This window comes from Stenotrophomonas sp. AC248, assembly GCF_979258185.1.
This window is the reverse complement of record NZ_OZ409840.1, coordinates 3,183,286-3,195,528: the sequence shown is the minus strand read 5'-3', so window position 1 is coordinate 3,195,528 and position 12,243 is coordinate 3,183,286. Positions and strand designations below refer to the sequence as shown.

Here is a 12,243-nt window from a genome sequence, read left to right as displayed (position 1 = left end):
ACCAGGTGAGGTTCACGCGAACCAGCCGAACCGTATGTGGTTCATGCGAACCGGCCGACAACCGGCTCCCGCCATGAAAAAACGGCGGCGCTTTCGCGCCGCCGTTCCGGTATTCCACCGATGTCGCCGCTCAGCAGCAGCGGCCCCCGTTCCTGCCGCCGTAGCGCGCCTCTTGGCGCTCGCGGAAGAAGGTCTTGTAGTCCATCGGCACGCGGTCGGGATGGTTGTCGAGCACGTGGCGCACGTAGTTGTCGTAGTCGGGGATGCCGCAGCACAGGCGTGCGGTCTGCACCAGGCGCCGCCACAACCGGCGGTGCGCCTGGTACTGCCCAACGGGAACCAGTTCAGTACTCATCACAGGTCCGCCATCTGGTGCGGCTGCAGCGCCACGTACGGGGTTTCCTTGTCCGTGCGCTGCGGGTTGCGGCGCGCCTGCACGATGGTCTTGATCGCATAGAACAGGATCGAGAACACCACGAACAGGAACAACACGGTCAGGCTGGTGTTGACGTAGGCGTTGACCACGATCTGGTGCATCTGGTCCAGGCTCTTGGCCGGCGCGGTGATGGTGCCGGTGGCGATCGCGTCCTGGAACTTGTGCGCCTGGGCCAGGAAGCCCTGGGCCGGGTTCTTGTCGAAGATCTTGATCAGGCCCGCGTAGGTGGTGCAGATCAGCAGCCACACCGCCGGCACGCCGGTCACCCAGGCAAAACGCTCACGCTTCATCTTGAACAGCACCACCGTGCCCAGCATCAGCGCAATGCCGGCCAGCATCTGGTTGGAGATGCCAAACAGCGGCCACAGGGTCTGGATGCCGCCGAAGGGATCCTTCACGCCGGTGTACAGCAGGTAGCCCCACAGCGCCACGCAACCGGCCGTGGCGATGATGTTGGCCGTCCACGATTCGGTCTTCTTCAGCGCCGGGATGAAGTTGCCCAGCAGGTCCTGCAGCATGAAGCGACCGGCACGGGTACCGGCATCCACCGCGGTCAGGATGAACAGCGCTTCGAACAGGATCGCGAAGTGGTACCAGAACGCCATCATCGCGTTGCTGCCACTGGGAATCGCCTGGTGGAGGATCTGCGCGATGCCCACCGCCAGCGTGGGTGCACCACCGGCACGGTGCAGGATGGTCGGCTCGCCGATCGCCAGCGCGGTGGCTTCCAGCTGCTCGGGGGTAATCGCAAAGCCCCAGGTCGTGCTGATGAAGTGCGCGGCCGAGGCGGCATCGGCACCGATCACCGCCGCCGGGCTGTTCATCGCGAAGTAGACACCCGGGTCGATGATCGAGGCCGCTACCAGCGCCATCACCGCCACGAACGATTCCATCAGCATGCCGCCGTAGCCGATGTAGCGCATGTGGCGCTCATTGGCCAACAGCTTGGGCGTAGTGCCCGAGGCGATCAGCGCATGGAAACCGGACACCGCGCCGCAGGCGATGGTGATGAACAGGAACGGGAACATGCCGCCCTTCCAGACCGGGCCGTCACCGCTGGCCGCGAACTGGGTCAGCGCCGGCATCTTCAGTTCCGGCATGACGATCAGGATGCCGATCGCCAGCGCCACGATGGTGCCGATCTTGAGGAACGTGGACAGGTAGTCGCGCGGCGCCAGCAGCAGCCATACCGGCAGCACCGAGGCCACGAAGCCGTAGCCGATCAGCATCCAGGTGATCTCGATGCCGGTGAAGGTGAAGGCCGGGCCCCAGACGGGATCGGCGGCGACCTTGCCGCCGTACCAGATGGCCGCCAGCAGCAGGAACAGGCCAACCACCGAGATCTCCCCGATTTTGCCGGGGCGGATGTAGCGCATGTACACGCCCATCAGGATCGCGATGGGCATCGTGGCGATCACCGTGAACATGCCCCACGGGCTTTCGGCCAATGCCTTGACCACCACCATCGCCAGCACCGCCAGGATGATGATCATGATCAGGAAGGCGCCGAACAGCGCGATGGTGCCGGGCACCTGGCCCATCTCCTCGCGCACCAGGTCACCCAGCGAGCGGCCGTTGCGGCGGCTGGAGATGAACAGCACCATGAAGTCCTGCACCGCGCCGGCCAATACCACGCCGACCACCAGCCAGAGCAGGCCGGGCAGGTAGCCCATCTGCGCGGCCAGCACCGGGCCCACCAGCGGTCCCGCACCGGCGATCGCGGCGAAGTGGTGGCCGAACAGCACGTGCTTGTTGGTGGGCACGTAGTCCAGGCCGTCGTTGTTGAGCACCGCCGGGGTGGCCCGGGTCGGGTCGAGCTGCATCACCTTGTCGGCGATGAACAGGCTGTAGAAGCGGTAGGCGATCAGGTAGATCGACACCGCGGCGACGACGATCCACAGCGCATTGATGTGTTCGCCACGGCGCAGTGCGACCACGCCCAGACAGAACGCGCCGAGCAGCGCGAGCGCGGCCCAGCCCAGCTTGGAAAAACCTTTCATGAGATTGCGTCTCCCTGGAGATCGTCGTAAGAGTCTGCCTTGGCACCGATGGGGTCAATGCAAACGCAGGTGCTTGCCGCTAGTACTTTGGTCGTAGGTCGCAACGTGGCGTGCGTGCCGATGCGGACAACGGCCCGGTGGACGCGCGCGCCTGCACGGGGTGCGAACGCCACCGCTGGAACAATCGGTTGCGGGCGTGGCGATTGGCGGCTGCCACCCGGGCGCCCATCTTGTTGGCTGGTTTCCTTTTGCTGGAGTCGAGATGAGCAGCCCAACCCCGGTGCGCGTACAGCGCACGATCCGTGGCATCGCCACCTCCGATGGCGCCGGCGTGCGCCTGACCCGGGTGATCGGCGGCCCCTCGCTGCCCGACCTGGACCCGTTCCTGTTGCTGGATGAATTCGGCACCGACCGCGCCGAGGACTACATCGCCGGCTTCCCCAGCCATCCGCACCGCGGCTTCGAAACCGTCACCTACATGCTCGACGGGCGCATGCGGCACAAGGACAACCACGGCAACGAAGGCCTGCTTACCCCGGGCAGCGTGCAGTGGATGACCGCCGGCCGTGGGCTGGTGCATTCGGAGATGCCCGAGCAGGAATCGGGCCAGATGCGCGGCTTCCAGCTGTGGGTGAACCTGCCCGCGCGCGACAAGATGACCGACCCGAAGTACCAGGAATTCGCGCCCGAGCGCATTCCCGTCACCGCGCCCGGCGACGGCGTGCAGGTGAAGGTGATTGCCGGCGAAGTGGGCGAGGTCACCGGCCCGATCGTGCAGCCGGCCACCGATCCGGTGTACCTGGACATCACCCTGGACGCCAACGCGCGCTGGGACTACGCCTTGCCGGAAGGGCACAACACGTTCGCCTACGTGTTCGAAGGCGGGCTGACGGTGGGGCAGGGCGAGGATGCACGTCCGGTGGCGCGCCAGGAACTGGCGGTGCTGGGCGGCGGCGAACTGCTGCAGCTGCAGGCCGGCGCCGAGGGTGCACGCCTGATCCTGGTGGCAGGGCGACCGCTGCGCGAGCCGGTGATGCGCCACGGGCCGTTCGTGATGAACACCCGCCAGGAGCTGATGCAGGCCTTCGTCGATTTCCAGGAAGGCCGCTTCTGACCGGTGGTGCCGGCCAACGGTCGGCACCCCCATGACGCTGCGGAAACACGGGCGGTGCCGGCCGCTGGCCGGCAACCGCATCACGCTGCAAAAACCCGGGTAGTGCCGGCCGCTGGCCGGCAACCGCATCAGGCTGCAAGAGCCCGGGTAATGCCGACCGCTGGCCGACAACCCGATGGAGCCTGGAGGCAGGGGCGCAGCCGGCCAGCGGCCGGCACTACCGGGATGTGCGCCATGCACATTCCCGGCCATCTCAGCGCCCTGCGGCGACCGCCGTGGGCGTGAGGTTCATGCCCTGGGTGAGCGACTGCAACGCGCCCAGCTCCTTGGCATCGCCGGCATACAGCGCGATCTGCGCGTAGCGGTTCTTGTCGAACTTCACCACGGTGATGCGACGCGTTTCGTAGCCCGGCGGCTGCTGGCCGCCCAGGTCGGGCTGGTACCAGTACAGCGATTCACCGGCGAACAGGCCCTTTTCCTGGCGCAGCGGCCGGGTCAGCGGCAGGTTCGGGTCGCGTGCGGTCAGCATCAGGCTGAGCACTTCGCGGCCATCGCCGGTGCTGGCCTTGCACAGGACGAAATCGGCCTGCGCCTGCTCCTGCCATTGCAGGCCGCTGTCGGCGGGCAGGGACGGGCACACGTTCGAGGACTGGGCCGAGACGGCCGCAGCAGACAACAACAACAGGCTCAGGCACACGGCAGCGCGCAGGATGTTCATGGCTTCCCCCAAAGGTCGAAGTGGCCGCGCGTCGTGCTGGCAGAGGGGTTCCGGGGGCCGCAGACAACCCAGGCCGTCCGTGCGCATTTTTCCCCATGCGCGTCCCGGAGTACCTCGCCTGCCAGGTGACGGCGTGGTGATTCGGACCTTAACGGAATGTGACTGGATCTACAAATAACTGTTTCAGATGGTCCCATCTGTGGACCACGACGCCTTGAATCAGGCGGCCGGGACCGTATCGGCCCGGCCGCCCAGGCTCAGCGCGGCTCGGTGCCGATCCACTTGTAGGCGATGCCGCCGATCAGGCCGCCCAGCAGCGGGGCCAGCCAGAACAGCCACAGCTGGCTGAACGCGCCGCTGCCGGCAAACACCGCCACCGCCGTGGAGCGCGCCGGATTCACCGAGGTATTGGTCACCGGAATGCTGATCAGATGGATCAGGGTGAGCGCCAGGCCGATGGCGATCGGCGCGAAGCCGGCCGGGGCGTTGCCGTGGGTGGAGCCCATGATGACCACCAGGAAGAACGCGGTGAGCACCACTTCGCACAGGAACGCAGCGGCCACGCTGTAGCCACCCGGCGACAGGGCGCCATAGCCATTGCTGGCAAACGCGCCCGCCTGGCTGCCGTCGATGGCGAAGCCGGGGGCGCCCGAAGCGATCTGCAGCAGGATGAAACCGGCCAGGAACCCGCCCAGCACCTGGGCCACGATGTAGGGCAGCAGGTCGCGCGCGGGGAACCGGCCGCCGGCCCACAGCCCCAGGCTGACGGCGGGATTGAAGTGCGCACCGGAGACGTGGCCGAACGCATAGGCGCCGGTGAGCACGGTCAGCCCGAAGGCCAGCGCCACGCCCACGAAACCGATGCCAAGCGGATTGCCATCACCGCCGAACTTGGCCGCCAGCACCGCGCTGCCGCAGCCACCCAGAACCAACCAGAACGTGCCGAGAAACTCCGCGGCCAGACGTTTGCCCATGCTCATCGATCGTTCTCCACCAGACGCCCGGGACGGGCAGGCAGACCGTAGCTGAATCGCGGTTCATCCGGGTGAACGTGGCGTCAAGGCGCCGACGAACGGCATCGCCTCAGTAGGTGGGCAGCGGAATGAATTCCTTGTCGTCGACGGGGATGGTGCCGAAACGCCCGGCGTCCCAATCGTGCTTGGCCTGCTCGATGCGTTCGGTTGAGCTGGACACGAAGTTCCACCACAGGTGGCGCGGCCCATCCAGCGGCTCGCCGCCGAGCAGCATCGCCTTGACCGGCGTCTTCGCGCGCAGGCGGCCGCGCGCATTGAGTTCCGGAATCACCAGGTGCTGCGCCGGCAGATCCACGCCGTCCAGCTGCGCCTCGCCTTCGAGGATGTACAGGGCGCGCTCGACATGGCCGGTATCCAGGTCGATTTCCGCACCCGGATCCAGATCGATCGCCACATTCAACGTGTCCGCGAACACCTTCACCGGCGACTCTTCGCCATACGCACGCCCGGCGATGACGCGCAGCCAGGCACCGTCGCGTCGCTGCTGGGGCAGGGTGGCCGCCGCGTGGTGGAAGAACCCGGGATCGGTTTCCTCGAAACTTTTCGGCAGCGCCACCCAGGTCTGCATGCCGTGGATGGGGTGATCGTGCTCGCGCTCGGGCGGCGGGGTACGTTCGGAATGCGCGATGCCGCGCCCGGCGGTCATCCAGTTGACGTCACCGGGGCGGATCACCTGATCCGACCCCAACGTATCGCGGTGACCGATCGCACCGGACCACAGGAACGTCACGGTGGCCAACCCGATGTGTGGATGCGGACGCACATCGATACCCGTCCCCGGCGCAAGCACCGCCGGACCCATCTGGTCCACGAACACGAACGGACCGACGCTGCGCGCCTGCAGGGTAGGCACGGCGCGGCGCACCTGCAGACCGCCGATATCGTGGACACGGGGCGCAATGATCGTCGTCATGCGGGCTTTCTCGCTGGCGTGGACAGACCAGCAGGATCGCATGCAGACACACCCCCTGCATGCCCCATTCGGGCAACAGGGTGTTGCGCCAACAGCCCAAGTAGCGCCGGACGATGCCCGGCAGCGTTTCGTCGCGGCGACAGCAGCCGGGCAGAGCCCGGCGATACGCGTAGGCGTTTATGCCGTCACCGGCCAACTATCGAAGGCGGGGTGGGTCAGGTGGCGGGGTGTGAGCGCCATGGATGGCGCGACCAAGCCCCCAGGGATGGGTTCACGGCGTCCCCGCCACCTGACCCACCCCGCCAGCCCCGATCCAGTCCAGAGCCGCTTTACGCTCTCCGCTTGCGCTCTGGCCCTTGCAGTTGCAGTTGCAGTTGCAGTTGGACTTGCACTTGCACCTGCATCGGCAGGTGCCGGGCGGCAGCCCGGCTTACATCAACGGCTCACGCAACACCGCCGCATCCCAACCCGGGCGCGGCGCGAAGCGCTCCCCGTGCCGCTGCTGCAGCACCTTCAAACGCTCCACCAGCGCGTCCGCACCGGTCGCCCGGATGTACTGGATCGGACCGCCGCGGAACGGCGCGAACCCGGTCCCGAAAATCACCCCCGCATCCAGCAGATCCGCATCGGCCACCACCCCGTCGTGCAGGCACGCCACCGCCTCGTTGAGCAGCGGCAGAATCAGACGGTCTTCCAGATCCGCAGGCACCTCTACATTGGCCGGCACGTCCGGCTTCTGCGCCCGCCCGTTTTCCCACTTATAGATACCCTGGCCATCCTTCTTGCCGCGCTTGCCCGGTTCCACCGTCTGCAGCGCCGCCGGAATCTGCAGGCCCAGGAACGGCGCCAGCTCCTTGCCCACGCCGGCGGCCACGTCCAGCCCCACCGTATCCAGCAGTTCGATCGGGCCCATCGGCATGCCGAACTTCACCGCCGCCTTGTCGATCACCGGGCCCGGAATGCCTTCCGCATACGCCGTGGCCGCTTCCAGCATGTACGGGAACAGCACGCGGTTGACCAGGAACCCAGGCGTGCCGGCCACCGGCACCGGGAACTTGCCCAGCGCCTTGCAGAACGCCGCCAGCCGGCGCTCGGTCTCCGGCGCCATGCCGTCGTGGTGGATGATCTCCACCAGCGGCATCTGCGCCACCGGGTTGAAATAGTGCAGGCCGGCGAACTGCGCCGGGTGCTCGATGTGGTCGCGCAGCTCAAGCAGCGGAATCGACGACGTGTTGGTGGTCAGCAGCGCGCCGGCCTTCATCTTCGGCTCCAGCGTCTGGTAGAGCGAACGCTTGGCGTCGGCATCTTCGATGATCGCCTCGATCACCAGATCGGCCAGCGCCACGCCTTCACCGGCCAGATCGGCCTTCAGCCGTGCGGCCACGGCCGGGCGCTTGCTCTCGTCCTTCACCTTCTTGGCGAACAGCGCCTGCGCGCGCTCCATGGCCGGGTCGATGAAACGCTGCTCACGGTCCTGCAGCGTCACGTTGAAGCCCTTGTAGGCCGACCACGCCGCAATATCGCCGCCCATCACGCCGGCGCCCACCACGTGCACGTGGCTGATGCCATGGTCCTTGCCACCCAGCGCCTTCAGGCGTTCGGTCAGGAAGAAGATGCGGATCAGGTTGCGCGCGGTCGGGGTGCCGGCCAGCTTCACCACCGCACGGCGTTCGGCGTCCAGACGGGTCTGGATCGGGCTGCCGCCGGTGCGCGCCCAGGTATTGATCAGCGCGTACGGCGCCGGGTAGTGGTCCTTCTTGGCCTTGCGCGCCACCTGCTTGGCCATCTGCGGGGCCAGCAGCTTGCGCGCCAGCCAGGTGTTGGTGGCCCAGGCGGTCGCGCGCTGCTTGAACGGGCGGGTGGTGCCCGACAGCCCCAGTGCCACCGCGGTATCCAGCAGCACCGCCGGGGCCACGACCTTGTCCACCAGACCGATGCTGCGCGCGGCCGATGCCGACAGATTGCGACCGGTCAGCATCATGTCCATCGCCGCCGGTGCACCCACCAGCTGCGGCAGGCGCGAACTGCCGCCCCAGCCGGGGAAGATGCCCAGCTGGGTTTCCGGCAGGCCGATCCGGGTGGACGGATCATTGGAGGCCACGCGATAGCGGCAGGCCAGCGCCAGCTCGGTGCCGCCGCCCAGGCAATGGCCGTGAATGGCGGCCACGGTCGGGCAGGGCAGCTCGGCCAGCTTCTGGTAGGTGCTCTGGCCGCGGCGGATGGCGTCGTTGACGGTGCCGCGGCGGTCGAATTCCTGGAACTCCTTCAAGTCTGCGCCGGCAATGAAGCCGGCCGGCTTGATCGACTGGATCACCACCGCCTTGGGCGGGTCCATGGCGATGCGTTCGATCAGGTCGCCCAGTTCCAGCAGCACGTCCTGGGACATCGCGTTGACGCTGCTGTCGTGGCGGTCGAGGCTGAGCACCACCACACCATCATCACGGATCTGCGGGTGCCAATGTGCGAAGCGGAGCCCATCGAAGCCTGAGAGCATGGGAACGTTCCATCCGGTTGTGTATGGAGAAGGGGGCTATGATCCAGAGGTTGTTTCCTCCCCGTCAAATCCCAATAGCTGGGGGATGGGCGGGCCCGGTTCAGTGCCGTGAGCGGGAACCTTAACGGAACGGTGGTTAAAAGCTGGTGCGGCGTCGTGTGATCGGTCGCTGAACTTTTCCCGGGATTGGCAGTCTCATTGCTCGACGTTGGTCGGGCTGACAGGAGTGCGGCCCCACATGGCCGAGGTTGAAACACCACAGGAGCTGGACCTGGAGCTGGTCCGGCGCGTGCAGCGCGGCGAGAGTGCGGCGTTCGATGTCCTGGTGCGCAAGTACCAGCATCGGATCGTGGCACTGATCGGGCGCTACATCGCCGACTGGAGTGAATGTCAGGACGTCGCACAGGACACGTTCGTCCGCGCGTACCGCGCGATCGGCAGTTTCCGGGGCGACGCCCAGTTCTATACCTGGTTGCACCGGATAGCCGTGAATACTGCCAAGAACCACCTTGCCGCCCACAACCGCCGCCCGCCCACCGATGACATCGACATCGGTGACGCCGAGCAGTTCGACAGCGGCACCCGCCTGCGCGACACCGACACCCCCGAGCGCGAGTTGATGCGCCAGGAGTTGGAGCAGACGGTGATGAAGGCGGTGGCGGCATTGCCGGAGGAACTGCGATCGGCCATCACCCTGCGCGAGGTGGACGGGCTGAGTTACGAAGATATCGCGCAGAAGATGGGGTGCCCGATCGGCACCGTGCGGTCGCGGATCTTCCGCGCCCGCGAGGCGATCGACACTGAACTTCGGCCGCTGCTGGATATCGGCAGTGCCACCCGCGAGAAGAGCCGCGTATGAGCGAACACATGCCAATCCCTGGAACCGCCGGCACCACGCCGGACAAAATCGACATCCACAACCGCCAGCAGCTGTCGGCGCTGGTCGATGGCGCGCTGTCGCCCGACGAGGCGCGCTTCATGCTGCGCCGCCTGGAGCACGATGAAGCGCTGGCCGGTTGCCATGAGCGCTGGCAGTTGCTGGGCGACGTGCTGCGCGGCCAGGCCTGCGCACCGGCCCCGGTGGATTTCGCCGCGCGCGTACGCGGTGCGGTCGCCGCCGAACCGGCCCCGCTGGCACCAGTGACCCCGGTCGAACGCAGTCGCGAACGTCGCACTGGCTGGCGTCGTTGGGGCGGTGGCGCCGCGCTGGCCGCCTCGGTCGCCGCCGTGGCGATGTTCATGACCCGCGAACAGCTGCCCAGCGAGACGCCGCTCGACGCGCCCGCCACCACCATCATTGCCCGCCAGGCCCAGTTGCCGCCCAGCCCTCCGGCGGTCTCGCCTGCGGCAGTGGATGCGGCCGTCGCCGTGGCCGCCGTGCCAGCTGCGGCCGTCGCTGCGGCCAGCCGTCGCCAGGACGTGGCCGCCGTGCGCCGCGCCAGTGCCACCCGTACCCAGCAGGCCGCGCGCAGCGCCGGCGAACGCAGCGTCGAGCCGCAGCGTGCGGTGGCCAGCCAGGCCGTGCCGGTGCCGGTGGTGCCGGCCGCCAATGCCCGTGCGTTGCCGTTCGGCGATGTCGCCGCGCTGCAGGCCAAGCCGTGGCCGCGCTCGACCCTGGCCCCGGCGGCTGGCGGGGCGCTGAACGCCAGCTTCTCCACGCAGGAGCCGCAGGCCGCGTTCTACCCGTTCGAGCCGCGCCTGCAGGAGGTCGACCCGGCCGCCCCCGCGCCGCGCCGGCATCGCGACTGACCCTGTCGTCGCACCCGCTCCAGCACACCCTGCGTCCGGCCCCCTGGCCGGAACGCCCCCGCTTTTCCCCACGTCCCGATCCGGAGGCTGACGTCCGATGACTCCCCGCATGCGTAGCCAGGCCATGACCCTGCTGGCCCTGACCCTGCCGTTGATGGCCTGCGCCCAGGCGCCGGCTCCTGCCGCTCCCGCCGCCCCGGCCGCCGCCGCGGCGCCCCGCGCGCCCGCCCCGCAGCTGGTCAGCGGCCTGCCGGACTTCACCAACCTGGTCGAACAGGTCGGCCCCGGCGTGGTCAATGTGGAAACCACCATCGTGCGCAGCAACCGCCAGGCCCGCGGCATGGGCCCGGGCGGCGACGATGAGATGCCCGAATTCTTCCGGCGCTTCTTCGGCCCGGACTTCCAGATGCCGGGGCAGGACCCCGGTGGCCAGGACGACAGCCCGCGCATCCAGGGCCGCGGCATGGGCTCGGGCTTCATCATCTCCGCCGACGGCTACGTGCTGACCAACTACCACGTGGTGGCCGACGCCAGCGAAGTGAAGGTCAAGCTGGGCGACCGCCGCGAATTCACCGCCAAGGTGATCGGCAGCGACCAGCAGTACGACGTGGCCCTGCTCAAGATCGACGGCAAGAACCTGCCGACCGTGCGCGTGGGCGATTCCAACACGCTCAAGCCAGGCCAGTGGGTGGTGGCGATCGGCTCGCCGTTCGGCCTGGACCACTCGGTCACCGCCGGCGTGGTCAGCGCCGTGGGCCGCAGCACCGGCGGCGCCGACCAGCGCTACGTGCCGTTCATCCAGACCGACGTGGCCATCAACCAGGGCAATTCGGGCGGCCCGCTGCTCAATACCCGCGGTGAGGTGGTCGGCATCAACTCGCAGATCTTCTCCGCCTCCGGTGGCTACATGGGCATCAGCTTCGCGATCCCGATCGATCTGGCGATGGGCGCGGTCGAGCAGATCAAGAAGACCGGCCGGGTCAGCCGCGGGCAGCTGGGCGCCGCCGTGGGGCCGATCGACGGGCTCAAGGCGCAGGGCCTGGGCCTGTCCGACAGCCGCGGTGCCCTGGTCAATGAAGTGGTGCCGGGCAGTGCCGCGCTGAAGGCCGGGGTGGAACCGGGCGACGTGATCCGCTCGGTGAACGGCAGCCCGATCAATACCTTCAGCGACCTGCCGCCGCTGATCGGCGCGCTGCCGCCGGGCAGCAAGGTCCGCCTGGGCGTGGTCCGGGACGGCAAGGAACGTGAAATCAGCGCCACCCTGACCGAGTTGGCCGACGATGCCGAACGCGGCACGACCCGGCCCACCGCCGAGGCCGCCGCGCCGCAGACCGGCTCCAACGCCCTGCTGGGGCTGGAGGTGGCCGACCTGACCGCCGCCCAGCGCAAGCAGCTGGGCCTGGGAGCGGGCGAGGGCGTGCGGGTGACCCGCGTCAATGGCGCCTCCGCGCGCGACGCCGGTGTTTCGCCCGGCATGGTGGTGCTGCAGGTCGGGCGTACCCCGGTTGGCAGCGTGGCCGGGCTGGACAAGGCGCTGGCCACCTACAAGAAGGGCGATGTGGTCATGCTGCTGGTCCGGGCCACCGGCAACAGCGCCTTCGTGGCGATCAAGGCCGGGCAGTAAAGCCCCCGCCAGCGCTACGTTTCCGGGCCCGCTTCGGCGGGCCCGGTCGTTTCTGGCGGGTCGATCACGCCAATCGCGGGCGGCCGCACGCGGGACCGGGCCGGCCATGCGATAATCCGCAGTCATCCTGACGACGCGACGCGCCGCCGCCACCTATGTCT

The 12,243-nt window shown here is 68.2% G+C and carries 10 protein-coding genes; 5 read left to right on the top strand and 5 right to left on the bottom strand.

The genetic code is table 11. The features are described 5' to 3' along the window. Positions 1-130: 130 nt before the first annotated feature. Both ACZ0AE_RS14580 and ACZ0AE_RS14575 read right to left on the bottom strand, forming a co-directional pair. Complete coding sequence (locus ACZ0AE_RS14580) at positions 131-355, bottom strand: YbdD/YjiX family protein (protein ID WP_038686969.1); 225 nt, start codon at positions 353-355, stop codon at positions 131-133. Further along, positions 355-2,436, bottom strand: coding sequence for a carbon starvation CstA family protein (locus ACZ0AE_RS14575; RefSeq protein ID WP_038686970.1), 2,082 nt, complete (start codon positions 2,434-2,436; stop codon positions 355-357). Before ACZ0AE_RS14575 ends, ACZ0AE_RS14580 begins: the two co-directional genes overlap by 1 nt. Before the next feature lie 262 nt (positions 2,437-2,698). Here ACZ0AE_RS14575 and ACZ0AE_RS14570 point away from each other — a divergent pair, with 262 nt between their 5' ends. Next, on the top strand, positions 2,699-3,550 hold the full coding sequence (locus ACZ0AE_RS14570; RefSeq protein ID WP_463601447.1) for a pirin family protein: 852 nt from the start codon (positions 2,699-2,701) through the stop codon (positions 3,548-3,550). Positions 3,551-3,725: 175 nt separating this feature from the next. Beyond that, on the top strand, positions 3,726-4,397 hold the full coding sequence (locus tag ACZ0AE_RS14565; protein WP_463601446.1) for a transposase: 672 nt from the start codon (positions 3,726-3,728) through the stop codon (positions 4,395-4,397). 128 nt (positions 4,398-4,525) lie between these two features. Here the strand turns inward: ACZ0AE_RS14565 and aqpZ are convergent, their stop codons facing one another. The 3 genes from aqpZ to ACZ0AE_RS14550 all read right to left on the bottom strand — a co-directional run bounded on the left by aqpZ (position 4,526) and on the right by ACZ0AE_RS14550 (position 8,709). Beyond that, the gene (gene aqpZ / locus ACZ0AE_RS14560; RefSeq protein ID WP_463601445.1) at positions 4,526-5,248 is read right to left on the bottom strand and encodes an aquaporin Z; all 723 of its coding nucleotides are present in this window, start codon (positions 5,246-5,248) and stop codon (positions 4,526-4,528) included. A 103-nt stretch (positions 5,249-5,351) separates the two neighbouring features. Further along, entirely contained in the window at positions 5,352-6,215 is an 864-nt protein-coding gene (locus ACZ0AE_RS14555; protein WP_463601444.1) for a pirin family protein, read from the bottom strand. A 430-nt stretch (positions 6,216-6,645) separates the two neighbouring features. Then, positions 6,646-8,709 (bottom strand): 3-hydroxyacyl-CoA dehydrogenase NAD-binding domain-containing protein, encoded by a 2,064-nt coding sequence (locus ACZ0AE_RS14550; RefSeq protein WP_463601443.1) that lies wholly within the window; start codon positions 8,707-8,709, stop codon positions 6,646-6,648. Positions 8,710-8,947: 238 nt separating this feature from the next. Here ACZ0AE_RS14550 and rpoE point away from each other — a divergent pair, with 238 nt between their 5' ends. The 3 genes from rpoE (at position 8,948) to ACZ0AE_RS14535 (ending at position 12,082) form a co-directional block, all read left to right on the top strand. Beyond that, positions 8,948-9,568 carry an RNA polymerase sigma factor RpoE gene (gene rpoE / locus ACZ0AE_RS14545; protein ID WP_038686981.1) on the top strand — a complete coding sequence of 207 codons (621 nt, stop codon included), beginning with the start codon at positions 8,948-8,950 and terminating at the stop codon, positions 9,566-9,568. Between the two features lie 8 nt (positions 9,569-9,576). Further along, positions 9,577-10,458 carry a sigma-E factor negative regulatory protein gene (locus ACZ0AE_RS14540; RefSeq protein ID WP_463601442.1) on the top strand — a complete coding sequence of 294 codons (882 nt, stop codon included), beginning with the start codon at positions 9,577-9,579 and terminating at the stop codon, positions 10,456-10,458. A 97-nt stretch (positions 10,459-10,555) separates the two neighbouring features. Continuing rightward, positions 10,556-12,082 (top strand): DegQ family serine endoprotease, encoded by a 1,527-nt coding sequence (locus ACZ0AE_RS14535; protein ID WP_463601441.1) that lies wholly within the window; start codon positions 10,556-10,558, stop codon positions 12,080-12,082. Positions 12,083-12,243 lie beyond the last annotated feature (161 nt).